17 protein-coding genes are annotated in these 22,970 nt (G+C 56.9%); 7 read left to right on the forward strand and 10 right to left on the reverse strand.

Features of this window, described 5'->3' with window-relative positions:
• Positions 1 to 5: 5 nt before the first annotated feature.
• Positions 6 to 575: a hypothetical protein gene (locus tag PSR62_RS08515; protein ID WP_274407352.1), complete on the reverse strand. Its 570-nt coding sequence runs from the start codon at positions 573 to 575 to the stop codon at positions 6 to 8.
• A 195-nt stretch (positions 576 to 770) separates the two neighbouring features.
• Between PSR62_RS08515 and PSR62_RS08520 the strand changes: the two genes are divergently transcribed.
• From PSR62_RS08520 to PSR62_RS08530, 3 genes are all read left to right on the forward strand, one after another.
• On the forward strand, positions 771 to 1,625 hold the full coding sequence (locus tag PSR62_RS08520; protein WP_274407353.1) for a phytanoyl-CoA dioxygenase family protein: 855 nt from the start codon (positions 771 to 773) through the stop codon (positions 1,623 to 1,625).
• A 285-nt stretch (positions 1,626 to 1,910) separates the two neighbouring features.
• Positions 1,911 to 2,795 (forward strand): methylenetetrahydrofolate reductase [NAD(P)H], encoded by an 885-nt coding sequence (metF, locus tag PSR62_RS08525; RefSeq protein ID WP_338020182.1) that lies wholly within the window; start codon positions 1,911 to 1,913, stop codon positions 2,793 to 2,795.
• A gap of 228 nt (positions 2,796 to 3,023) precedes the next feature.
• Positions 3,024 to 3,212, forward strand: a complete 189-nt coding sequence (locus PSR62_RS08530) for a hypothetical protein (protein ID WP_274407355.1) — start codon at positions 3,024 to 3,026, stop codon at positions 3,210 to 3,212.
• 179 nt (positions 3,213 to 3,391) lie between these two features.
• Here PSR62_RS08530 and PSR62_RS08535 read toward each other — a convergent pair whose 3' ends face one another.
• From PSR62_RS08535 to PSR62_RS08550, 4 genes are all read right to left on the reverse strand, one after another.
• On the reverse strand, positions 3,392 to 5,452 hold the full coding sequence (locus PSR62_RS08535) for an outer membrane protein assembly factor BamB family protein (RefSeq protein WP_274407356.1): 2,061 nt from the start codon (positions 5,450 to 5,452) through the stop codon (positions 3,392 to 3,394).
• Between the two features lie 146 nt (positions 5,453 to 5,598).
• Positions 5,599 to 7,827, reverse strand: a complete 2,229-nt coding sequence (locus PSR62_RS08540) for a PQQ-binding-like beta-propeller repeat protein (protein WP_338020183.1) — start codon at positions 7,825 to 7,827, stop codon at positions 5,599 to 5,601.
• A gap of 258 nt (positions 7,828 to 8,085) precedes the next feature.
• Positions 8,086 to 8,553: a cupin domain-containing protein gene (locus tag PSR62_RS08545; protein ID WP_274407358.1), complete on the reverse strand. Its 468-nt coding sequence runs from the start codon at positions 8,551 to 8,553 to the stop codon at positions 8,086 to 8,088.
• A 1,721-nt stretch (positions 8,554 to 10,274) separates the two neighbouring features.
• Positions 10,275 to 12,263 carry a transglutaminase-like domain-containing protein gene (locus PSR62_RS08550; protein ID WP_274407359.1) on the reverse strand — a complete coding sequence of 663 codons (1,989 nt, stop codon included), beginning with the start codon at positions 12,261 to 12,263 and terminating at the stop codon, positions 10,275 to 10,277.
• Positions 12,264 to 12,629: 366 nt separating this feature from the next.
• On the opposite strand from PSR62_RS08550, the gene PSR62_RS08555 reads away from it, so the two are divergent.
• The gene (locus PSR62_RS08555) at positions 12,630 to 13,340 is read left to right on the forward strand and encodes a hypothetical protein (protein WP_047812923.1); all 711 of its coding nucleotides are present in this window, start codon (positions 12,630 to 12,632) and stop codon (positions 13,338 to 13,340) included.
• A 24-nt stretch (positions 13,341 to 13,364) separates the two neighbouring features.
• On the opposite strand, the gene PSR62_RS08560 is transcribed toward PSR62_RS08555, so the two are convergent.
• Together PSR62_RS08560 and murQ are read right to left on the reverse strand one after the other, a co-directional pair.
• Positions 13,365 to 14,333, reverse strand: a complete 969-nt coding sequence (locus tag PSR62_RS08560) for an N-acetylglucosamine kinase (protein ID WP_274407360.1) — start codon at positions 14,331 to 14,333, stop codon at positions 13,365 to 13,367.
• A complete protein-coding gene (gene murQ / locus PSR62_RS08565; protein WP_274407361.1) occupies positions 14,330 to 15,328 on the reverse strand; it encodes an N-acetylmuramic acid 6-phosphate etherase in 999 nt (332 codons plus the stop codon). Before murQ ends, PSR62_RS08560 begins: the two co-directional genes overlap by 4 nt.
• Before the next feature lie 36 nt (positions 15,329 to 15,364).
• Here murQ and PSR62_RS08570 point away from each other — a divergent pair, with 36 nt between their 5' ends.
• From PSR62_RS08570 to PSR62_RS08580, 3 genes are all read left to right on the forward strand, one after another.
• Positions 15,365 to 16,888 (forward strand): sodium:solute symporter, encoded by a 1,524-nt coding sequence (locus PSR62_RS08570; protein WP_274407362.1) that lies wholly within the window; start codon positions 15,365 to 15,367, stop codon positions 16,886 to 16,888.
• Between the two features lie 108 nt (positions 16,889 to 16,996).
• Complete coding sequence (locus tag PSR62_RS08575) at positions 16,997 to 18,202, forward strand: exo-beta-N-acetylmuramidase NamZ family protein (protein WP_274407363.1); 1,206 nt, start codon at positions 16,997 to 16,999, stop codon at positions 18,200 to 18,202.
• 26 nt (positions 18,203 to 18,228) lie between these two features.
• Positions 18,229 to 19,725, forward strand: coding sequence for a hypothetical protein (locus PSR62_RS08580; protein ID WP_274407364.1), 1,497 nt, complete (start codon positions 18,229 to 18,231; stop codon positions 19,723 to 19,725).
• A 23-nt stretch (positions 19,726 to 19,748) separates the two neighbouring features.
• Here PSR62_RS08580 and PSR62_RS08585 read toward each other — a convergent pair whose 3' ends face one another.
• The 3 genes from PSR62_RS08585 to PSR62_RS08595 all read right to left on the reverse strand — a co-directional run bounded on the left by PSR62_RS08585 (position 19,749) and on the right by PSR62_RS08595 (position 22,796).
• Complete coding sequence (locus PSR62_RS08585; RefSeq protein ID WP_274407365.1) at positions 19,749 to 20,852, reverse strand: Gfo/Idh/MocA family protein; 1,104 nt, start codon at positions 20,850 to 20,852, stop codon at positions 19,749 to 19,751.
• A complete protein-coding gene (locus PSR62_RS08590) occupies positions 20,849 to 21,730 on the reverse strand; it encodes a phytanoyl-CoA dioxygenase family protein (protein ID WP_274407366.1) in 882 nt (293 codons plus the stop codon). Before PSR62_RS08590 ends, PSR62_RS08585 begins: the two co-directional genes overlap by 4 nt.
• A 244-nt stretch (positions 21,731 to 21,974) precedes the next feature.
• Complete coding sequence (locus PSR62_RS08595; RefSeq protein ID WP_274407367.1) at positions 21,975 to 22,796, reverse strand: sensor histidine kinase; 822 nt, start codon at positions 22,794 to 22,796, stop codon at positions 21,975 to 21,977.
• Positions 22,797 to 22,970: the final 174 nt, after the last annotated feature.

A 22,970-nucleotide genomic window follows, 5' to 3' on the forward strand; every position in this document is an offset into this window, starting at 1 on the left:
TGAATTCAGACGTTGGTGGAGGATGAGCTGGATTCGGTGTCGGTTGATTCGGCGTTCTCTTCGATGAGCAAGCCGGTCCGTTGCGCCATGCTGTTGAAGGAGTCCGCGACATCACGCCAGAAGTCGTTGGTGCGGAAACACAACCGTGTGACGGGACGGCCTTCGGCTGCATTCAAAATCTCGGTGCGGAGCCGCATGATCGGTCCGGCAAAACGATTGGTTAACTTCAGCGTGTCCAGCACGAAGGCGGGAATCAACGCGAGTGAGATCAAGAAGAATGGCAGGAAACGACGGACGCAATCCTCAAAGGAGTGCTGCCAACTCAGGTCAGGGTGCTCAAACAGACGCAACCACAACAGCAAGGCGATGGAATTGCAGACGAAGAAAATGACCCAGTGGAAGGCGATCTTTTTCACGACGCCATACTGAACTGTGCGGTCGACCACCGTCGTGGATCGTTCCTGACGCGGTGGATGGGGGGTGGCTGCGAGGGACATGATGCAAACCGTGAGGTCGTATTGGGTGCGGACAAAGGGATCGAGGTGTCGCAACCGCCTTGAAGGCAACCGTTGCATCCAACCCTAGTTCGCATGAATTGCTTGGCGCCGCCAAGCGGATGGGTGGCATCCGAGCAAATGAGATTGTGGATGGACTGCGCCAGTTTTAACGGTCACGCTGGCATCTCCCGGCAACTTGGTTGGGTTGAATCACCTGATGGACTCGCTGACAATGAAGTCGTTCCCCCTCCTCCAGCACGAAATTCAGTTCCCATGAACGAAACCGGATCCCCCTCGGACGCTGCGTTTGCGATCATTCCAGATCGAGAGTCGATTGAAACGGTTCCACGCGAGATCCGTTTCTTTCCCACTGAGAACGCGTCGCCTCAGTTGCTGAGCCCTGAGCAAATGGAAGCTTGGAACCGGGACGGCTATTTGGGGCCACTGGATGTCTTGGACCCGGAGGAGTCCGCTTCGCTGCGTGAATACTTCGACGCGTTGTTGGCTGAGACCATGGCTGCCGGGAAGGACAGCTACTCGATCAGCAGCGCCCATCTGAAACACGCTCGCGTGTGGGAATTGTTGCAGCATCCGAAGTTGGTCGGCTATGTCTCGGATTTGCTTGGCGAAAATGTGATCGGTTGGGGATCGCACTTTTTCTGCAAGATGCCCGGGGACGGCAAGCGAGTCGATTGGCACCAGGACGCCAGTTACTGGCCGTTGACCCCGACGAAGGCAGTCACGGTTTGGTTGGCGATCGACGATGCTGATTTGGGCAATGGTGGGATGGAGGTCTACACGGGGTCCCACCAGCATGGATTGATTGACTTTGACATGACGGACTCTGATTCCGGCAACGTCTTGGACCAAGTTGTGAGCGAACCTGAAAAGTACGGGAAGCACCGTTTCACACCGGTTCACGCGGGGCAGGTGTCGATTCACAGCGACCTGCTGGTTCACGGGTCGGCTCCCAATCAGAGCGATCGCAGGCGATGTGGTTTGACGCTGCGATACTGCCCCGCCGATGTCACGGCGTACTTGGGCTGGGAGAAGAAAGGGGTGATCGTGTCAGGAACGGCCTCCCCAGACAAATGGCCAGGTGCTCAGCGTCCCAGTTCCCTGCTCTGAGCAGGTGCCGCCCCAGCGTCCCCTCGCTGGTTAGCAATTTTCCCCGCAAATGAACGCATGCTCCCCTTCCCGGCGCAAACGCTGGAGCGGCGGTCGGTTTCGGGATGTGAAGGGATTGCGGTAAAGTTGGGAGGCTTCGGTTCGCGCCAGCGGGACGCTTGGTTCCGTCAAACGGGCGGTCGTTTATACTGGCGAGGTGCCCGGTTTTGTCTGGAACTGCCTGGCCGGTGACGTTGCCCGACTATTCTCTTGCAGCGTGCCTTTTTGCAGCACATTTCTTCTTTTGTGATTTGTTTGATGACTCTGGCTTCTGTTTATCAGTCCCCCGATTGTGCGATTTCGTTTGAGCTGTTTCCGCCCAAGAATGCCGAGGGTGTGGATTTGCTCTGCAAGAACGTGGAACGGTTGATGCAGTTCAGCCCGAAGTACTTCACCTGCACCTACGGTGCGGGGGGATCGAGTCGTGGGACGACGTTGGAGGTCTTGCAGAAGGTCAAGCAGATCACCAACCTGCCGGTGGCCTCGCACCTGACCTGCGTTGGCTCGACGGTCGAAGAGTTGGAGGGATACCTCAAAGATGCTCGCGAGATCGGTGTCGATTACATCGTTGCGTTGCGCGGGGACCCGCCTCAAGGCACCACAAAGTTTGAGGTGACGGAGGGTGGTTTGAAGTACGCGAATGAGTTGGTCGAATTGATTCGAGGGAAGTTCAGCGATCTGGGGATCGCGGTGGCCGGCTATCCCGAAACGCACCAAGAAGCCGTCGATTTCCAAACGGATTTGGTGAACCTGAAGCGAAAGGTGGACGCGGGGGCCGACATCGTTATCACGCAGTTGTTCTACGACAACGACGATTTCTATCGGTTCCGGGACGCTTGCCACGCGATCGGGATCGAAGTGCCGATCGTTCCAGGCATCTTACCGGTGACGAACTTCAAACAGGCCAAACGGATTGCCTCCATGTGCAAGGCATCGATTCCGGCAGAGTTGGAAACGGCGATGTCGGAGAAGGATGACGCTGCTCATCAATTCCGGGTGGGCGTCGATCACGCTCGCCAGCAGACGATCGATTTGCTGAAGCATGGCGTTCCAGGAATCCACTACTACGTTCTGAACAAGAGCGAAGCGGCCGCCGAGTTGCTCGACGGTCTTCAGCTGGCAGGCGTTTGACAGCTCAGGTTGTTCGATCTGGTTTATGGCGTCAGATGTCGCTTTGTCTGCGATTTATGTGTTGGGTTCTCGCTTTGGTTGCCTGGTTGCCCGCACAATCGGACCAGGTGGACCCTGGGTTCTGACGAAATCTCGCTTTTCGCAAATCAGGACCGGAAGTGGCGTCGAAAACAGGTGACAGAGAGCTAGGCTTTCGTGTCCACCGACCTTCTGAACGAGACGACACCCATGTTCGCTCCCATTTCGATGCCACCCATTCACACGCTTCACGGTCTGACCTATCGGGTCGCACCGGTCTCTCAGCGAAGTGAAAATGAAGACCCGCAAACGTCACGACGCCGTGAAGAGCACGTGGTGGATCGGCCAGTCAGCCAACACCGCGGATCCGAAGAGCAGATCCTGGATCAAGACGCGTAGTTTCGCGTCTTCGTCCGGAGTGACTTTTCCGCCCATTCGGCTCGCGTTGAAACGAGTTTCGCCACCGGTCCAGTGTGAACTCGGTGGCGAATGATGGGCTCAAGTCGATCGATGAAAGCTGACGTCGCTCACGATTGGCCGTGGCGACGTCGAAGGCTGGCCTCCAGAAAGACCGACGCTCAGCGAGGTTTTCCAATCGCGAACAATTTGTCTTTCGTGCTGATGAAAATGGTTTCATCTGCCGCGACGGCCGTGCTGTAAACGCTGGTTCCCATGTTGATTTCTTCGATGGGTTCGTTGTTTTCAGCGCCGAATTCAAAGACGCACACGTCGCCGTCTTCATCCCCGATGTAGACCTTGTCATCGGCGATCAACGGGCTGCCCCAGCTTTGGGCAAACATGTCGTAAGTGAAGTGGACGATCGGCGTGCCGTCTTCGTTGCCCTTGGCATCCAAGCAGTGGACCAACCCAGAGAAGTCAGCGATGTAGAGCACGTCGTCTTTGATGGCGACGGTTCCGCAACTGCGGTGCATTTCTTCCTCGAAATCAATTTCACCGTCTTCATTTTGGTCGGCCAGCGAATAGTGCCAGACAACGGCCGAGTTTGGGTTGTCGACCGCGGCTTCACCTTTCTCAGGTTCGACAGCTTGAATGCGTTTGTGCCCAATCGGTTCGCGACTGTCACCTTCCATCTTCACTGCCAGTTGCGGCGAAACATCGCCCCGTTTGGTTGGGTCGATGCACCACAGGTGGCCTTCGCCTTCGCCGTGTTCAGGGTCTTGGCCGACCGCGATGTAGACCCATCCGTCGTAGGCGACGGGGGTGGCGATCAGATTGTTGCGAGTGCCTTCGCCACCAAGGATCCACTTGGATTCCTTGGGGTTGCAGTCAAATTTCCAAAGCAATTCGCCGGCACCGTCTTTTCCACCATCTGCTTTGAAGCTGTAGAGCCATCCGTCTCCACCGCAGAACAAGACTTGTGGGACACCACCCAGGACTTCGACGGAAGGCGACGACCATTGACCGTGAAGGATGTTGGTACCGGGGGATTGATCGGTCCACAGGACTTCACCGGTGTTCTTGTTCATGCAGATGAAGCTGGGAGCTTCAGGAGCGGGCAAGTTGATGTGGGATTCGTCGAGACCATTGCTGGTGTTCACGAACAACAAATCGCCGTAGCTGGTGACGCTGCAAGAGCACATGTTGTGCTGGCTGACGCCCAGTTCATCCATCATGTTGAAGACCCAGATCACATCGGCGTCTTGTTTGTCTTCGACCGACAGGGTTTTGAAGATCGAGATGCGAGGCCCGAGTTGTTTGAATGCCAGGGTGCGTTCGACGCCACCGAACTTGCCGGTGGCGGTCCAGGATTTGTTTTCGGCGAGTGTTTTGATCTCGACCTGGCCTTCGGGAGCACTTCCAGCCTCGGTCAAGACGTTGGTCAAAGCGTCGTTGAGTTGACCTTGGTTGAGCGATAAAAGTGAATCTTCAAACTCGCTGCCTTCGCCGCTGTTGGGAAGGTCACCGACCCGAGCGACTTCGTTTTGAACTTGGCCATCGTCTTCGTTGTCGTGGAAGCCTTGGGTGTCCAGGCAACGGACTTCGCCACGACTGGTGACGAACCACAGGCGTTCGCCTTCAACCAATGGGGCACAGCAAATGCCTTGCAAAGGCCAATCGTGAACGCGACCGGTGATCAGCTTTTCGCTGCTGTGCTGCCAGAGAAAGCTTCCGTCTTCTTGGTCGAATGCGAGCAAGCAGCCCAGGTCAACGTTGCTGGGATAGCGTTCCAGGTACCCGTTGCCGTTGTTGGTGCCGACGTAGACTTGGCCACCGGCGACAACGGGGTTGCCGTAGGTTTGGCTGCCGAGGCTGGAGAACCAGCGAATGTTTTCTGCTTTGGATCCATCCCATTCGCCCGTGCGACGGTCGAATTTGCCGATGTTCCAGGTCTCGGGCAAGTTCTTTGCGTTGGGAACATTGTTGCGAACCCGGGTGCCGCCCCATTGGGGCCACTCTTTGCCGGATTCCATGACTTCCTTCACATCCGCCGCGGATCCTGAATCGGATTTCGATGAGTCCACGTCGACGACGATGGCCTCATTGGCGGCGGCGGCCGTCAGGGTGACGGAGTTCAATGGAATGGGAGGCTGGCACCCACTCAAGAGAACGGTTGTCAGTGTGCCCAGCATCGCGGAGCCGATCATCAAGCACCAAGCAGAAAATTCAGAGCGAGCCATGATTGTTTTTGGGAGGGAGGGATCGTTGGGTGTTGGAAGCGGATCGCGGGGGGAGTGGAGGTCTGCGATCTCGCTGCAAGGTTTTCAGAGGGAGTTATTGAAGGGAACGGCGGGGGGCGGCGGATGAGTCTGCCGCCCCACCTGCATCACTCGTTGGGAGTGACTTCCAAGTTGTCGATGTAAAGCTCCGCGACTTTCGCGTTGCCGTACAAACCAGGGCTGGCCGAGAGGACAGGGATTTTGTCTTCTGCAGTCACGGTCCAGTCAGCGGGCTCTTCTTCGCCGCGAGGCCAAATCTTGCCCTTCAACACGGCAATCGCATCATCGCCGCTGCCTTCGATCTGGGCTCGGAATTTCATCCGGTACCACTGGTCTTCTTTCCAGGGGAAGTCAACGGTTTGTGCCATTCGCAATTGCGGTGACCAGGATCGAATTTGCAACTGTTGGCTGTTGCCCATCAAATCCAACACGTAACCGTGAGCGGTCAAGCCAATGTCGGGAAGTTGGTCGTTGGCTCGGCTGCCACGAACATCTGCGGCAATGGTGTAGTTCTTCAGTTCGCTGGATCCCATCCAAGCACGGCTGCGTGCTCCCTTGGGAATCGTGCTGATCTTGACCAAGGCGGGCGAGCCATCGACGGGACGGATCACGTGTCGATAACGAGCACCCACCCAGGAAAGCGGTGGGTCATTCAAGTCGTCGAAGTTGAACGCCCAGGGCAGTTCAGGCACGATCCGAACGCGGGTGGATCCGGAAACACTTCCGACCTTGGCAATGATCGTGGCTGCCGTGTGAGCCACGTCCGCATTGGCGGTGAAGACGTTGCCGTCGACTGAGCCAGGTCCTTCGACGCTGAACGTGACCTCGGATCCTTCTGGATCGGCCAAGCGTTGTCCCAATCGATTGAACAACCGAACGGACAATTCCATGGTTTGGCCGGGATGCAGCAAGGCTTCCGCGGGAGTGATCAGCAGTTGGGCTGGTTCTGGATTTTCCTCGAGGGCTGTTTCACCGAGCAATTGCTCTGCCAAAACGAGCGGTTTTTGCTTGGATTCCGGTTTGCCAACGCAGTACAGAGCCGAGGCTCCTTGGAAATACAGCTTTCCATTGGCCAAGATTGGCGAGGAATGAAACGCTTCGTTGCGAATGCGTCCCTTGCTGAGGAATTCGACGCCCTCTTCGGTCATTTCCAAGATTGCCCAACGACCGTTTTCGGTGAGCACATAGAGTTTTTCATCCGCGACCAAAAGCGAGGGCCACTGTTTGCGGTCTCCGATTGCGATTCGCTCGGCGATCAAGTCACCCGTCTCGGTGTCAATGATCCAAAGTTTGCAGCGGTCATCGACGACGTACAAACGGTTGTCGACGACGACGGGAGCACTGCGTCCGACGACCAAACCTTCCATCTTCCAGACTTCTTTGCCGTAGGTTTCGTCACCGGTTCCGCCGACTTCGATGGAAGCGACCGCGCCCATCGAGCTGCCGGACATGTTTTCTTCGCTGTGGCTGGCATAAACCCGATTGCCATCCACCAACGGTGTCGCAAACAGTCCCCGGCGGGACAGGTCGTGGTGCCAGAGCGGTTTGCCGGTCCGAGGTTGGATGCCCCATACGGCTCCGTCACCGGTTCCCAGAATCAATTGCCGTTGGCCTTCGATCGTGGTCAGCGTGGGAGCGGAGTAAGTGGTGTCGTTGGGCAAATCCTTGGTGCCGCTGAACCAGACGACTTCGCCGGTCAGTTTGTCCATTGCGATCAGGCGATGGTTTGGCTTGGCGGCTTCGCCCCAGTTGATGATGATGCCGCTGATGATCACGAGGTCTTCGTGAATCACGGGGAAGTTGGTTCGTCCGCCGTAAGTCGACAACATGCCAAACTGTTCGTGCAGCGGTTTGCTCCAGACGGTTTGACCCGTTTCGCCATTGATGCAGAGGAACAAATCGCAGACGCCCAGGGCATAGACATTGCCACTTTCTGGGTCCGCGACCACGCTGCTCCATCCCACCCGGGTGTCAGGCACGTCGGACATCCAAACGTTGAAGCGGTTTTCCCAGAGGGTTTCACCGGTTTCGGCGTCGAGGCAGACGACCTTTTCACCTTCGGTGTCCGTGCCCGGATTGGAACGCATCATCAAGTAGAGTCGGCCGTTCATCGACACTGGCGTGCTGCGGGTGCCGATGTCGTCGCGTTTCCAAATCAGATTGCTGCCTTCACCACCCTCGGAGTCCCAGTCGTCGACCAAGTTCTCCGCTTCGGCGGTCCCATTGAAATGGGGGCCACGCCAATAGGTCCAATCAGCGGTTTGTCCGTTTTCTTGGGAGTGGGCAATGGAGGAGCCCAGGGTCAGGCCAACACAACCCATCAGACACAGCAACATCACGACCACACGGGGCGGGCGATCAAAGTGTTGTGAGGTCCTCAGGAAGCGTGGCGAAGTGACTGAGCGGCGCAACGTCGCAAACATCAAGGATTCCGGGGGGCGGGGATGGAGGCAGGGAAGGAGAGGAACGACAGGATAGTCCCAATCGTGTGGATTAAAATGATTTTAGCGTGCCGGTACCCGTCACGTGCAATCCCCTCGAATGCTCAAATGTGTAAATGCCGTTTTGACGGCGATTTTCGAGCTTTTGAGAGGTCATTCGAAAGACGAAAGCCGGCGAGGCGGCGGGACAGTCGAGTTTTTGCCTGACTCCACGGCAGGATCGCCGAAGTGCTCGTCCGCGGAATCGAATTCCGGGGTGCACACGATCAAGACCTCCATTTTTCCCACCGCACGGTGTTTGACCCGGGGAGGAATGAGAATGGACATCAGGGGACGGACGGGATGAAGTTCGCCATCGAGCTCAATGGCCGCATCCGGATCGCATTTCAAGATCACGTAAATCTCGGTGTGATCGCGATGGAAGTGTGATTGGGCGTCCAGACTGATTTGAGTCAGATGCAATGTGCCTGGGAAATGGGGCGAGTCCGCGAAGGCGCGTCGGGCCTGTCCACAGGGGCACTCGACTGGTTCGATTCGCGTCAAATCCACGAGTTCAGGTTGGGAGGGGCCGGGGGTGGCCCGTTGGTTCGCCGGATTCGCGTGCATTCGTTTGGGTTTCATGACGGCGCGTTCCACGACGGAAGCCACTCGATTTGAGCCGCTGTTACCGCCACGAGGGGGTGATTCTGTCAGTCTGAATCGATTAAACGCATCGTACCAAGGGATTGTTCAGGACGACCCATACCAGCCGAATAACCGCGTTGAAATTCCGCAAGCCGCAAACGTTAACAAGCTGACGAAAAAGGCTCAAACCACTGCATTGAAGCCTAGGTGTCGCCGATACGTTTGTTGTCCGACCGCTTGAGTCGGGTTTGAAATGCTCCCGGCATCGCAAGCTCGATCCAACTCAAGTGACTCGGATGACCCAGAGATGCAGACAGCGGATGTCAGCATCTGGCAGATGTTTCTTCATCCAACGATTGAACTCATTTCACCATCGCCAGGAAGTCTGGCACGAATCGATAACGGATTTCAGAACTGAACGAAGTCAGCGGGCCAGGTGCTCGCACCTCGCTCGGTTTGTGTTCTGAAGTCTTTCCTCGGGGCTTGATCGTCGGCGACTTCGTCCGACGACCGTGTCCCCCGGACACAGATTCAATGGTGAGGTTGCAAAATCGCATGTGACGGATCACTGCCGACAACTTCCCGCAACAATCTCGAGAGGGAGAATAATCTCCGATGAAGCGGACAATTTTAACACTGACGATGGTCGTAGCTAGTTCGGTTTGTACACAAGGCTTCGGCTTTGACCTGCTGGACCGAATGCTCGGCATGAAAGGCTGCGGCAGCTCAACAGCTTGCTGTGAAGCTCCTGCTTGTGAGCCTACTTGTGGTTTGGAAGCACCTTGCGGCGGTTGCGACAGCGACTGCGGATGTGCTCCTGCTTGCGAACCTGATTGTGGTTGCGAAGCCCCTTGTGGCGGTTGTGACTCCGGTTGTGGCTTGCTGAAGGGCAAACTGTTCGGCGGCTGCAACAGCTGTGCGGAACCAACTTGCGGTTGCGAAGTCGCTGATTGTGGCTGTGCACCTGCTTGCGAAGTCGCTTGCGAACCAGCTTGTGGTTGCGAAATCGCTTCTTGCGAACCTTCGTGCTGCGACAGCGGATGCAGCATTGGCAAGGGCGGCTTGCTGAGCAAGTTGTTCAAGGGCCACAAAGGTTGCAACAGCTGCTGCGAAGCTCCTTGTGAAGTCGCTTGCGAACCAGCTTGCGGTTGCGAAATCGCTTCTTGCGAACCTACCTGCTGCGACAGCGGATGTGACAGCGGATGCTGCACCATCGGCAAGGGCGGCCTGCTGAAGAAACTCTTCGGCAACTTGGGTTGCAAGAAGAGCAGCTGCTGTGACATGGGCTGCGACGCAGCTCCTTGTGACACCGGATGCGGATGTGGATCGACCTACGCCGCTCCTACTGCCGCACCAGTCGCTGCTCCTCACGCCGCTCCAATGCCACCTGCACCGATCGTTGATCCAAGTGCAAGCATTTCCCGTAATCGTCGCGTCATTCAGGCCAGTGCCAGCTACGTTCGCTGAGTGAACTTGTTCACTTGATGAAAGTAGACCACTGCGTCAAACAGACGTGACCTCAAAAACGCCTCGGCGAAGGGTAACCTTCTCCGGGGCGTTTTTTTTTATGCGCCAGCCGCAGCTCTGACACTCACAGCTCTGACACTCACAGCTCTGGCACTCACAGCTCTGGCACTCACAGCTCTGGCACTCACAGCTCTGGCACTCACAGCTCTGGCACTCACAGCTCTGGCATCCGCAGCTCTGGCATCCGCAGCTCAGCCGCCACGAATGACCGCGTAGATGCTGATCTGCATTCGCGAGAGTTTGTCGATGAATGCCTCGATCAACTCAATCGGATCGATGTCTTTCATGTCAGTGGTCTCAATTGCCAAGCAATCCGGTTGGGTTTCGGTGCCAGCGACAGGGTCCAACGAGATCCATTGGTCGTCGACTTTTGCCACCACCCAGGCGTGATAGACAAAGCGGTTGCCGTCGGGAAGGCGAGCCCGGGTTTGGAATGGCAAGGCGATGTCACGGTTGGGGGCAACGTGGTCGGCGGATTGGTACCGAATTCCCAAGGCCATTCGGGAGGGGATCCCCGCGGAACGCAACAGCGCCATCAGCAGAATGGACTGCTCGGTGCTGTCTGCCGTTGATGAGTCGGCAATTTGGCTGGCCGCACGCATGCCTTGCGACAGCGGTTGGAACGAGAGCAAGGAGTGAACGGTGCGGTTCATCTCCATCGCTCGTTCTGCCAGCGTGAAATCGGGGCTGTTGGCGGTTGCGTTGGCAATGCGGCGAACCGTGGCGGAGCGATAATCGACCAACGAAGTTGCGGCCAAGTCAGCGGGGGTGCTCTCGCCTCCGAATTGATCAAAGCGATCGCGAAGCTTGGAAGCTGGAACCGGGGTCCGGGAAACGATCAGCTTTTGCTGTGCTTGGTCACCGTTGCGGCGAAGGTACTGACGGGGAGCCAGAGCGATCTGATTGTCTTGGTTGTCCGCTGATGGTTCTGGTTCGTTTGCCTCGCCAGGTGGATCCGCTGCCACGGACTCGGGCGCGGGTGGTTTGGCCCAGATGATTTCGTAGCCGACCTGCTGGAGGTCACCCGCCAACAAACTCGCTTCGGTCTCAAGCGGTTTGCCCTGCACTTGCAAGGCAATCGGATAGTCTTGGCGGAGGAATTCTTGCCCCAGCAGTTTGTATTGCGAGGCATTGCACCCGTACGAAAATCGTTGTTCGTTGGCGACGTGGTAGAGCTGGACCTGGCCCTGATCGTCGAACCAATAAACGCTTTCGCGTTGTCGTTGGGGCCCCAGTGACAACAGGCAAGATGCTTCCTGCAGCACGACTTCTTGGAATCCCTGCGGTGTCAGGACAGAGGGCGATGCGAGCGAGTTGTGTTGCAGTCGAAGGGTTGCCACTTCCCCCAGGATTGGAAGCAAGACATTGGCTTCGCGAATTTCACCTTCTTGCAACGGTTTTCGGCGCAAGGTTTGGTAGACGTGCAGCGGGCCGCCCAAAGGTGAATGGATTGGCAGCGTCTTCTTCTTGGTTGCGACCAAGCGGTTGTCAACGAACTGGACTTCGTTGGCGGTGATCTCGATCGTGCGATGTGATTCGATCGGTCCACGTCGAAACGTGCAGTCCACCTTCTTCAGATTGCCATTGGCATCGTGCCAGAACGTTTGCTGATTGGATTCAAGGATTTGCAACATGCCGCGATAGGTCAGCCCTTGTTCTTCCAACTCGACCTTGATCTCGTTGTCCGCGGTCCGAGTGGACTTGGCGTGAATGCCGCCCAGAATGGTCGAGCGCAGGCTGTGAATTTGCCACGACTCCCATTCGTCGGCGAGTCGGTTTTCGATCGTTCCGGCGGAGGCTTGCGAATGGGGTTTGCCTGAAACGGTTTCGATCGTGTTGGAGGGTGTCTGGTTGGGCGCGAGGATCTCTGGCATGCCGGATTGCCGCATCGCATCGGCGGCTGACGAGGGCCGCGCTGTGTTGCGTGCCTGGGAGGCAAACGAAGGCGTTGTTTCGGCCTGCCAAGGAGCAGGCTTTTCAAACGTCTGAATGTCGTATCGATCGGGCAAGTCGCAGCCGCTGGGGAGCAACGCCGCGGTCAGGCATGCCAGCGTGAACACTTTGCCAACTCGGTTTTTCTCAGCGTTTGAATCGCTGGGAAGAATCGATGAAAAGCCTGGGCAGGGCAAAGTACGAATGAAACGGGCCAATGCCCGTCGGGATGCTGTTCGATCCATCATGAACCAGCCGCTCGAAAGCGTCTTCAGAGAAGCGTTTTTGAAAAAGGCGGCGCGCGGCCCCCGCTAACGTCTCAATGTCGACTCCTAGGCGTGCGTGTCAACCTCTTTCGCAGGGATCTGGGCGAACCAGAACACCGCTTGTGGTGAGTTGGGAGAAACGATTGTTCGGATTATGACGGTGGAAACGCTTGGAAGGCCGTCTTGCGGGCCATTCAGCGAGTTTTGAGCGGTTCTGGGACAGTTGCGGGGTCTTGGCCCAGACATGACCTAGCTTTGTGTGTTCACCAGTCGCAGCGGTGAACCGGCTCAGGCAATCTTTTCCACCCTGGTGTCGTCATCACACACGCGTCGAAAATTACCAATCAAATGGGCTTTCTCAAACGCATCCTTCGTCCGACGGCACAGGACGACGCGATTCCAACATCCGCACCTGGCAGTTTCGAACGTCTCTCGGACGAAGAACTGCAGGTTCACATGGGGATCAAAACCTATGGGATGTTCGAATTGACCGACGCCATCCGACCTTCCTACGACGTCCAGATTTCTCCCAGTCAGGGATTTCGGTACGACAAGTACGTGGACGAATCCAACGGATCCACCACGCCGGTCATCATGGCCGCCGCATCCAAACCTGTTTTGATGGATGTGTTCCTGGATCTGATCGATCAACTGGGAACCGTGGTCGATGTGGTGTTGGAAACCAGCCATCACAGTTCTTCGCAACACGAAGACCTGTACCGCGAGCACATCGATGTTCCCGTGCTGAAAAGCATCTTGATGGAATTCGAAGACGTGCTGCTCAACGATGGCTGCACTGGAATCGCGATCATCAACACAGCCAAGCAACAGGAAGTCCAACTGGACGAACACAAACTGTTGATTGCCTACGGAACGCCACTGGATGGATTCCGTCAAGCGTTGATCAATTCGGACGTGTATCCGGATGACTCGATCAAATTCATCACCGAAGCAGAACACGTGCACAGCAGCAGCGAACGCTTGTACGACAAGTTCCAGCAGTTCAAAACACGCCTGGGCGTCGAAGACGAACACGAGCCCGAATGCGGTGCATGGTGATCGACGAGGCTCGCTGATTCTGTTTCAGTGAGTTGTGGTCAATCCGACTGCGATCACCAGCGTACCTACGACTGATTCAGGAATTGCACGGAAAGTGGTTTCCGTTCCAGTTCGAGCCAGCTTGTCACGGACGCTTTGTGTGAACGCGGGTTGATGAATCAGCACGCTGCCGGTTCCAGCCAACGCGCACGGATGGTTTGACATGCCAAGGCGATCGACCAGCGTGTGCACCATCTCGGCGAGATCCGTCGAAGCTTGATCAAGGATCTGCATCGCGACCGGATCGCCAGAGCTTGCGACCTCGAAAACGAGTGGTGCAAGCGAGGCGATCGCGACTCGGTTGTTCGAGTCGGTGTAGAGGATGGGAATCAATTCACTGGCCGTTGTGATCCCGTGGTGTTCCAGCAAACGCTGGTGCAGTTGTGTGGTGGGGCCACGCCCATCGTCGGCGCGAACGGCAGCACGCAGAGCCGAGAGAGAAATCTGATAGCCACTGCCTTCATCGCCCAGCAAGCTTCCCCATCCGCCGCATCTCGCTGTCTGGCCCTCGGCGTTCCGGCCCAGTGCCAACGACCCGGTGCCCGCGATCAAGGCGATGCCGATCCCATCTTCCGCGGCGGCATACAGGACTGGCAATGCGTCATCGACGACCGCCAGGCGGTTCGCCAGTTGACGTTGATTCGCCCATGACCGAATCCGTTGTTGTTCGGTGTTTCGACCGGCACCGGCGAGCGCCAAACAGGCACGGTCCACAGGGACTCGGGGGATTTCTGCATCGGCAAAGGCATCCTCGACTGCCCGATCCAAGTTGCCCAGCGCGGTTTCAAAGCCGACGCGACGGACATTGGAGGAACCCGCGCGTCCACGACCAATCGTTTCGATTGTGTTGGAAATCGCGGTGCGATGATCGGTGAAGTCACACCGCGCCAGCCACGCGACGGTTTTGGTACCGCCCCCGTCGATTCCCAGCACGAGTCCGGTGGGCGTGTTCATTCCGGGGAAGACACTCGCAAGCGACTCAGGTGCCCATCCACGCCAGCCAACTGTCGTCGCGCCGTTTGTGGGGAGACGTCACGCATGTGAACGACGATGGCTGTTTTGACTTCGCCCTCACATCGGTGCAGCAATTGTTCAGCTTGCTCAATTGGGATCCCCACGATCTCGGAAAGCATTTGCCGCGATCTTGCGACCAGCTTTTCGTTGGTTGCGCGGACGTCGACCATGCGATTGCCGTACGTCTTGCCGATCCGAATCATGGCTCCGGTCGTCAACATGTTGAGCACCATCTTGGTGGCCGTTCCCGCTTTCAACCGGGTGGATCCGCTGACCACTTCCGGACCCACCACCGGTGCGATCATGATTTGGGAGAGCGGTCGCAATTGGCAGTTTGGATTGCAACTCAGTCCCACCGTCACAGCGCCAACGGATCGGGCGTATTGCAATCCGCCGATGACGTAGGGGGTCCGTCCGCTGGTGGCGATGCCCACCAACACATCGTTGTCGGACAGCTTGATTTCAGCCAAGTCACGCTTCGCAAATTCCGGATGGTCTTCGGCCCCTTCAATCGCACGGGTCAGAGCCTCGGGGCCTCCGGCGATCACACCAACGACCATTTCAGGCGGCGTTCGGAACGTCGGTGGGCATTCGCTGGCGTCCAGCACTCCCAAGCGACCGGACGTGCCAGCACCCAGATAAACCAATCGCCCGTTGGAGCGGAATTTGTCCGCGATCACGTCCACCGCCTCCGCAATCCTTTCGGCCTGCGTGTTCACGGCGGCCGCGATCAGTGCGTCTTGTTGGTTGATCAACTGAACAATTTGCAACGCCGACAAAGAATCGATCTGGGCAGATGCCGGGTTGCTGGCTTCCGTGGTCAATTGATTCAGCATGGTGGATGGTTTCGCATGTGTGATTTCCCTGACCGCAACAAAACTGATCGCATCAAAATACAGTAAGGTAGCCGCACCGGTCAGGCGAGGCGGATTCACGGCACAAAATCGACTACAGCACACGAGACTCGACACTTGGCTATCAGCTCCTTTGACCTTGCCGTTCTGGTCATCTACATGCTCGCGATGGTTGGCTTTGGTCTCTGGGTCGGACGGGACCAGAAGGACTTGGCCGGTTACTTGCTGGGCGGACGTGACATGCCCTGGTGGTCGATCTTGGGGTCGATCGTCGCAACGGAAACCAGCACCGCGACTTTTTTGAGCGTGCCCGGGATCGCGTTTGCGGTCGACGGTGACATGCGGTTTCTGCAGTTGGGAATGGGGTTGGTCATTGGCCGCTTGATCGTGGCGGTCGTGTTGGTGCCCCTGTTTCGCCGCGGTGAAATCTACTCGGCCTATGAAATTCTGGCGACGCGGTTTGGTGACTCCAGCAAACGGTTTGCATCGTTGTTGTTCTTGGTCACCCGGAATTTGGGCGACGGTTTGCGGCTGTTCTTGGCCGGCATCGCGTTGGAGAAGGTGCTCAGCGTTGACCTTGTCAGCTGCATTGTGATCTTGGGGGCCTTCACGATCGTCTACACGTTCTTTGGTGGAATCAAAGCTGTGATCTGGAGCGACTGCATTCAGTTGGTCGTTTACATGGTCGGTGGGGTGCTGTCGTTGCTGATCCTGGTCCACTATTTCCCGGGTGGTTGGCAGCAACTGGTCGAGTTCGGCCAGGAGACCGGGCGTTTTCAGGTCTTCGATTTTCGCTGGCGATCAACCGGCACGTTCAGTGTGCTGACGGAACCGTTCACGTTCTGGTCGGGAGTCATCGGCGGTGCGGTGTTGACGCTGGGGACACACGGGACCGATCAAATGATTGTCCAACGTTACCTGGCCGCGCGGAGCACCTTGGATGCACAGCGTGCCGTGGTTGCCAGCGGCGTGGTCGTGCTGATCCAGTTCGCTTTGTTCTTGTTGCTGGGGGTTGCTTTGGCTGGCTTCTACTCGCAGATTCATCCGCGGGCGTTTGACCACAATGACGAGGTGTTTGCCGCGTTCATCGTGGACTACCTGCCGGTTGGCTTGGTCGGCATCACCTTGGCAGCTGTGTTTGCAGCAGCCATGTCCACGTTGTCCAGTTCGTTGAATTCCTCAGCGTCTGCGGCGGTCTCGGATTTCTATCGACCTTGGTTGCGTTCTCGGAGCAATGGCTCGGCGCACAAGGATGCCGACGATGAAATGTCTGGCAGTGACGCGTCCGGCAACCTGCTTCGAGTCAGCCGCCGACTGACCGTTGTTTTTGGTGTGATCCAGATCGCGATTGGCATCGGTGCGAGCTACCTTTCGAGCAGTGTCATCAGCGATGCACTCGCGATCGCGGGCTTCACCGCGGGGATCTTGTTGGGCGTGTTCCTGCTCGGGATCTTGACCGCGTCAGCCCACCAACGCGGTGCCCTGGTCGGGATGGTGACCGGCATGGCTGTGCTCACCGCGATCAAGTTTGCGACGTCCGTCGCGTGGCCATGGTTGGCGATCATCGGCTCGCTCACCACCTTCGGTTCAGGGTACATTGCCAGTCGCTTGATTCCTGCGGGGCAGCAACCGGATGATTGAAACACTTCCGCAATGGATTTCAGCGAGAGATCAAAGGTGATCGTTCGGTCGCGAGCCGGGGTATGATTGGCAGTGCTTTCCAAAACTCACGCTCACTCTCAAACGATCATGCCTCACTCGTTCTTTGCCATTTTTCTGTTGGCGATCACGCTTGGTTTCGTTCCTGCAAACGCCGCCACTGCTCAAGTGCTGGCCGGGATCGATGTCTTGCAGCGAGATGATTTTGCGGCCTTGGCGGGACGCAAGGTGGGGCTGATCACGAATCACACAGGCACGAATTTGGCCGGTGTGTCGACGGTTCAGTTGCTGCACGCTTCAAAGGACGTGAATCTGGTGGCACTGTTCAGCCCCGAACATGGGTTTGTGGGCCAACTGGATCAAGCCAATATCGACGACCAACAAGATGCGTTGACCGGATTGAAGGTCCACAGTCTGTACGGCAAAACGCGAGTTCCGACAGCGGAGATGCTGGAAGGCATCGACACGCTGGTCTTTGATATTCAGGACATCGGCGTTCGCTTCTACACCTACATCTCGACGATGGGGGGCGCGATGAAGGCGGCGGCCGAAAATGAGATTCGGTTTGTTGTTTTGGATCGGCCCAATCCAATCAACGGGACCGCCGTGCAAGGTCCGGTGACCGATGCGGGCAGCGAATCGTTCATCGCTTACCACCGCATTCCCGTCCGGCATGGGATGACGATTGGTGAGCTGGCGAAAATGTTCCAAGCGGAATGGGAACTCGACCTGGATCTGCAAGTCATTCCGATGGAGGGTTGGGAAGGACGCCCCGGGTTTGATCAAACCGGACGGATGTGGATCAATCCGTCACCCAACATGCGCAGTCTCAACGCGGCCTACCTTTATCCGGCGATCGGATTGTGGGAGACAACCAACTTGTCCGTGGGCCGGGGAACGGACACGCCGTTTGAACACTTCGGTGCTCCCTGGATCGACGCGTTGGAACTGGCCCGTGAACTGAATGCACAGGGTTTGAGCGGGGTGCGATTTGTCCCGATCGAGTTCACTCCGAACGCCAGCAAATTTGCCAGTGAAAAGTGTGGCGGAGTGAACGTGATCCTGACTCAGCGGGCTGAGTTCGATCCGTTGCAAACCTCGCTAACCATTGCCGTGACGTTGAGGAAACTGGCTCCCGATGATTGGAATACGAAGTCACTGAACCGTTTGTTGGTCAGCCAGAAAACAGCGGAAGGAATCCTGGGCGGTCACTCGGTGGAGCAGTTGCAGGCGGCCTACCAAGAAGAGTTGGAAGAGTTTCAAACTCGCCGAGCGAAGTACCTGATGTACCGCTGATGTCCTCCGAATCGATCCAGACACGTATGACCTCATCAGATGATTCGAAGCTGTCGTCCAGTTGGCTCACGCGGTTGTTGACCCCGCGAAATTTGGCGGTGTTTGTCTTTCTCGTCTTGCCGCTATCGCTGATCTTTCTGGTGCTGGCTTGGTGGTTCGCTCGCCAGAACATGGCGACTCAGGAACTGGCCGACCGCAAAAATGATTTGCTGGCCAGCGGTTTGCCAATTGATGCGGAGTCGTTGCTGGACTACCGCCGAGAGCGGATTGATTCATCGCGTAGCCAGGAATGGCAACGCATCCTCGATGAGATCGAATCGGACGCGTTCCAGGAGTCATCTCGGAATGTTCCCGTGATTGGACTCATAGGGGAGGAGGACGTTCCACGTTACGAGTATGGGCAGGACTACTCGTATGATCACGTTGCCCGAAATTACTTGACAGAATGGAAGCATGTTCTTGATCGCATCCATCTGGTGACCGTGGGGAATCGTGGTATTTGGACGCCCATAGATTTGGATGCCTTCTTTCCGGGAATGGGGCAGGAGAGACACATCGTTCGGCTATTGAAACTGGAGTTTGAAGACGCACTTCGTCGCGAGGATTTCACCCACGCAGGACAGTGTGTATTGGCCCTGATCGGAAGTGCACGGGCGTTGGAAGAGGAGCCGATGGCGGTTTCGCAGTTGGTCAGTGTGGCAATGCTCGAGTTCGCTCTTGATGCCATCAAAACCGCATTGCAAATCGATTGCTTTGACGATGAGCAGTGGCGAGCTGTGTTGGAGCAACTTGAAGGGCTTGAAGAGATTGAACCTCGCTTTCGACGATTCTTGATAGGCGAACGTGCTTGGGCGTTACCGTTGTTTGAGGACACGGAGTTTCTGGAGGAACTGGGGGAAGAAGCCGTTGAGTATCAATTGCCAGGTGGGCACTCCATTGATGCCTTGGAGACACTGGCCATGTACGACCGGTTGGAGCTTGTTCCCACCGACGATCTGACGACCTTTTTTGAGGAGATCGAGAGTCTGGAAACTTCGGTGCAAGCTTCTTTTCAAACCCGGAATTGGCTGCAAAAGCTGGACACCCAAGTCACCGAAATGACAATGCCGAGTTTGGTTTCGATGAATCAAGCCTTTGTCCGATCCGCCATGCATGTGCGTCTCGCGAAAACAGCCATCATGGCACGATTGTTCCAGCACAAAGAAGGCCGTTGGCCGAGCACCATCCAAGAAATCCACGACGCTGCCCCAGGTTTGCTGAACTCCGGCGATGAGAACGGCAACCTCACAATCGGAAACCTTGCGCCCATGGGAGATCGACCATTTGGGCTGAAGGTCGCTCAAAACCAATTGGTGCTCTGGGGATTCGAACCCGACTCAGTAACCGCGGCGACTCCTGTCGAGCCTCCCACCGAACAAGACTTCCTTGATGCAGACGCGGAGTATGGACCGATGCTGGCAGACTCCTACCTGCAGTGTTGGCTTTGGAATCTTCCAACAGACGGTCTCGCGAAATCGAATTGATTCGAACTCGTCGGGAACAAATTTCAGATCGTTGTCGGTAGCTCAATTGCACGGTGGGTCTTCGCTGATTCGTAACACGCGTCGACCAGAGCCATCGTGCGCAGGTTATCTCGCCCGCTTAGGTTGGGTTCGATGCCCGTTTCCAATGCGACCAACAGTTCTGCCATCGGGCCCGCAAACGCATCGGGGAACCAAGCCTCGTCCCAGCGTGGTTGTTCCCATCGGCCCAATTGTGTGGTGGTCCAATCGATTGTGCTGGGGGATCGAAGCGGGTACTTGGGCCAACCGATGGTTCCACGAGCCATTCCTTCCGTGCCCTCGACTCGCCAAGTGATGCCTAGGTCTTCCGCCGCGCCTTCGCGTGCCGGTCCCGCCCACACGTCATCGCAAATCTGGCAACGCAACCCGCTGGCGTATTCCAAGATGTACAGCCCGATGCCGTCCACGTGCGGGAACGTCGTTCGCGGATCGGTCCGGAAGCTGGCAAAGACGCGAACTGGATCACCGAACCAGTACCGCATCGCGTCCAAGTGGTGAATCGACATGATCCGGCACGTCATCCATCCCTGTCGTTGTTGCCAAGGCATCCAGTGCGGGATCGCTCGCATGTCGATGGTCGCCAAAACGGGGGCGCCGAGTTGGCCTTGATCCAGCAGTGTTTTGCAGGCTCGAACGGAGTGGTCGTAGCGCATGTTTTGGTTGACACAAAGCGTGATTCCCGCATTGTGGCAGAGCTCGACAATTTTCTTGGCTTCTGAAAGACAGCCCGCGATGGGTTTTTGAGCCAAGATGCCACGAATGTGCGGGTGCCGAACCGCTTCACGAATGATGTCGAGTTGAATGTCGGGCGGGACCGCGATGTCGACGATCTGAATGGAGGCGTCAGCCAGCAGTTCGCGGGGATCGTCAAAGACCTTGCTGATCCCATGCCGCTCTGCCACTGAGGCGGCTTGTTCTCTTCGTCGCGAAGCGATCGCGGCGGGCTGAAAGCCTGCCGCTCGGTAAGCCACCAATTGGCAATCATCCATGATGAACCCAGCACCGATGCACCCGATCGGCACCTCTCGATCTAGCGGCATGACGGGATAGATGCCCAAGTCGGCCGCGTCGCTCTCACGCTGCGTCAATTGTCCGCGTCCTTTGATTTCGCTTTCAATGAGGTCGCGCTGGCGTCTCGATTCGGGTCCAGCCACGCCATGGACTGACCTTGCGAATCGTTTGGGTGGGAGTCAGCGTCTTCAAATCGCTGCCCTCCAATCTCGCGTACCGCGGAGTCTGGCAACCGATTCAGTGGCGTGTAGCGTGGGTGATGAGATTCTTTGTAGGGATCATTGGACTTGGCGTTGTAGCAACAAATCATCGACCAACGCGGATTCTCGCTGTGATTTTGATCGCTGCGGTGCAACAGGTTGGAATGGAAGAAGAGCACATCACCCGGACTCATTTCAACGTGCAGGAGCTCAAAGCGTTTTAAAATCTCGGTCACGCGTTCAGGATCGGCCCCGGCTTGTTGACCGGTCAGTTGATGATGAATGCGTCCGCACGCATGGGAGCCTCGGATGACTTGCAAGCACCCGTTTTCTTTGGTTGCCGGATCAACGGCGATGAAACAACTGACTAGGTTCGGCGTCAAAACGCCGTTGCCGTACCAGTAGCCGTAATCTTGATGCCAGGCCCACGCGCCACCGACTCGGGCGTCCTTCATGATCATCTTGGAGTGATAATGATAGGGTTCGTCGCGCAGCAGCTGCTCAGCCCGTTCCACGATTCGGTTGCACCTTGCAAACGCTCCATAGACGCCGTCACCGGGATGGTTCCAAAGAGACAGACGAACGGTGCCGCCTTCGCCGTCATCACGACCAAACGCGTGGTCGTCCAAGCGTTTGTCTTCTTTGGCCGAGCGGCGCAGCAGTTCGATCTCGTCGGGATCGAACAACGACGAAGCCAACAAAAATCCTTGGCGGTCGTAATCGGCAATCTGGGCTTCAGTGAGTGGGCGGGGCATTTTCGGAGTGACAGTTTCGCGAGAACGAATGACAACACGTCATTGTAAGCGATCCCCATCACAACAAACGCCATGACAAAAAGGTGTCAGGTACCTTTTTGGTGGAACAGGCAGTTTGCGGGCTCTGTGGAGGTGGCGGCTCAGAGCGATTTCGGCAAGGGAAATGCTGGCTGAACCCTTCGTTCAGCGATAATGCTAACGAGGCAAACCCCCCAAACCCCCAAAAAGGTACCTGACACCTTTTTCAGGCGGCGGCCCGTTGGGAGGCGCTGATTGGCAGGCGGATGATGAAGGCGGTGCCACGGCCGACCGAGCTTTCGACTCGAACACGTCCTTTGTGTTCGTCGATGATTTCTTTGCAGGCGGCCAAGCCCAACCCTGTGCCGCCCTTTCCCGTTTCATCGGGACCGGCTTTGGTGGAGAAGTACGGATCAAAGATCTTGGGCAGAACGTCCTCGGGGATGCCCTTGCCTGAATCGCGAACTGTCAGTTCAACGTAGCCGTTCCCATCCGGGCCGGTTTCGCACGAGGCGACCCGAATCCAGAGCGTGCCGCATTCGCCGATGGCTTGTCGCGAATTGGTCAGCAGGTTGAGAAGCAGGCGTTGGATTTGGTTCCCGCTGGCATGAACCGTCGCCGTTTCGGGGAGGTCGGTTTCGATGCTGATTCGGTACTTTTGCATTTCGCGTTGCATCAGCACCAAGGTTTCCCGAACCAATCCGCTCAAGTCGACTGGTCCCATCGCGTCGCTGCGGTTGCGGGCCTGGGCCAAGATCGTGTTGGTGATTTGAGCGGCACGCTCGGAGGCTTCCAAGATTTTCGTCAGTGCTTTGTCGCGGCTGGCTTTGTCTTCGTTCCGCAGTCCTAGTTTGGCGTAGTTGATGACGGTCATCAGCACGTTGTTGAATTCGTGAGTGGCCGTACCGGTCAACTCGCCGAGTGTCGCCAGGTTCTGCAATCGCTTGACCTGTTCCCGCAGCACCGTGAGCTCATTGGCGGTGGCCGCACTGGATGGGGATTCGGAGGCGGCGTGAGTCGATTGGGCGGAGGAGGCTTGGTGCGACATAGCTGACTTTGGAATCCGAACAGGAACAGCGTGTTGGTAGCGTCGTGACGAGTCCCATCCGCTAGCGGCTGGAAGGCCAACCCTTGGAGAGGGGTGGCAGACCGGGGCCAACGCCCTATCGGCTCGCTCGGTTGGTCCGGGCGGGAGGGGACGGGAGGGGACGGGTTGTTTGAT

It is taken from the genome of Rhodopirellula sp. P2 (assembly GCF_028768465.1).
Classification (GTDB): Bacteria; Planctomycetota; Planctomycetia; order Pirellulales; family Pirellulaceae; genus Rhodopirellula.

What these genes read in the sequence shown, in the direction of transcription:
- PSR62_RS08515 (WP_274407352.1), bottom strand. Translation starts at nt 575, where the DNA reads ATGCAACGGTTGCCTTCAAGGCGGTTGCGACACCTCGATCCCTTTGTC.
- PSR62_RS08520 (WP_274407353.1), top strand. Translation starts at nt 771, where the DNA reads ATGAACGAAACCGGATCCCCCTCGGACGCTGCGTTTGCGATCATTCCA.
- PSR62_RS08530 (WP_274407355.1), top strand. Translation starts at nt 3,024, where the DNA reads ATGTTCGCTCCCATTTCGATGCCACCCATTCACACGCTTCACGGTCTG.
- PSR62_RS08535 (WP_274407356.1), bottom strand. Translation starts at nt 5,452, where the DNA reads ATGGCTCGCTCTGAATTTTCTGCTTGGTGCTTGATGATCGGCTCCGCG.
- PSR62_RS08540 (WP_338020183.1), bottom strand. Translation starts at nt 7,827, where the DNA reads ATGTTGCTGTGTCTGATGGGTTGTGTTGGCCTGACCCTGGGCTCCTCC.
- PSR62_RS08545 (WP_274407358.1), bottom strand. Translation starts at nt 8,553, where the DNA reads ATGAAACCCAAACGAATGCACGCGAATCCGGCGAACCAACGGGCCACC.
- PSR62_RS08550 (WP_274407359.1), bottom strand. Translation starts at nt 12,263, where the DNA reads ATGATGGATCGAACAGCATCCCGACGGGCATTGGCCCGTTTCATTCGT.
- PSR62_RS08555 (WP_047812923.1), top strand. Translation starts at nt 12,630, where the DNA reads ATGGGCTTTCTCAAACGCATCCTTCGTCCGACGGCACAGGACGACGCG.
- PSR62_RS08560 (WP_274407360.1), bottom strand. Translation starts at nt 14,333, where the DNA reads ATGAACACGCCCACCGGACTCGTGCTGGGAATCGACGGGGGCGGTACC.
- PSR62_RS08575 (WP_274407363.1), top strand. Translation starts at nt 16,997, where the DNA reads ATGCCTCACTCGTTCTTTGCCATTTTTCTGTTGGCGATCACGCTTGGT.
- PSR62_RS08580 (WP_274407364.1), top strand. Translation starts at nt 18,229, where the DNA reads ATGACCTCATCAGATGATTCGAAGCTGTCGTCCAGTTGGCTCACGCGG.
- PSR62_RS08590 (WP_274407366.1), bottom strand. Translation starts at nt 21,730, where the DNA reads ATGCCCCGCCCACTCACTGAAGCCCAGATTGCCGATTACGACCGCCAA.
- PSR62_RS08595 (WP_274407367.1), bottom strand. Translation starts at nt 22,796, where the DNA reads ATGTCGCACCAAGCCTCCTCCGCCCAATCGACTCACGCCGCCTCCGAA.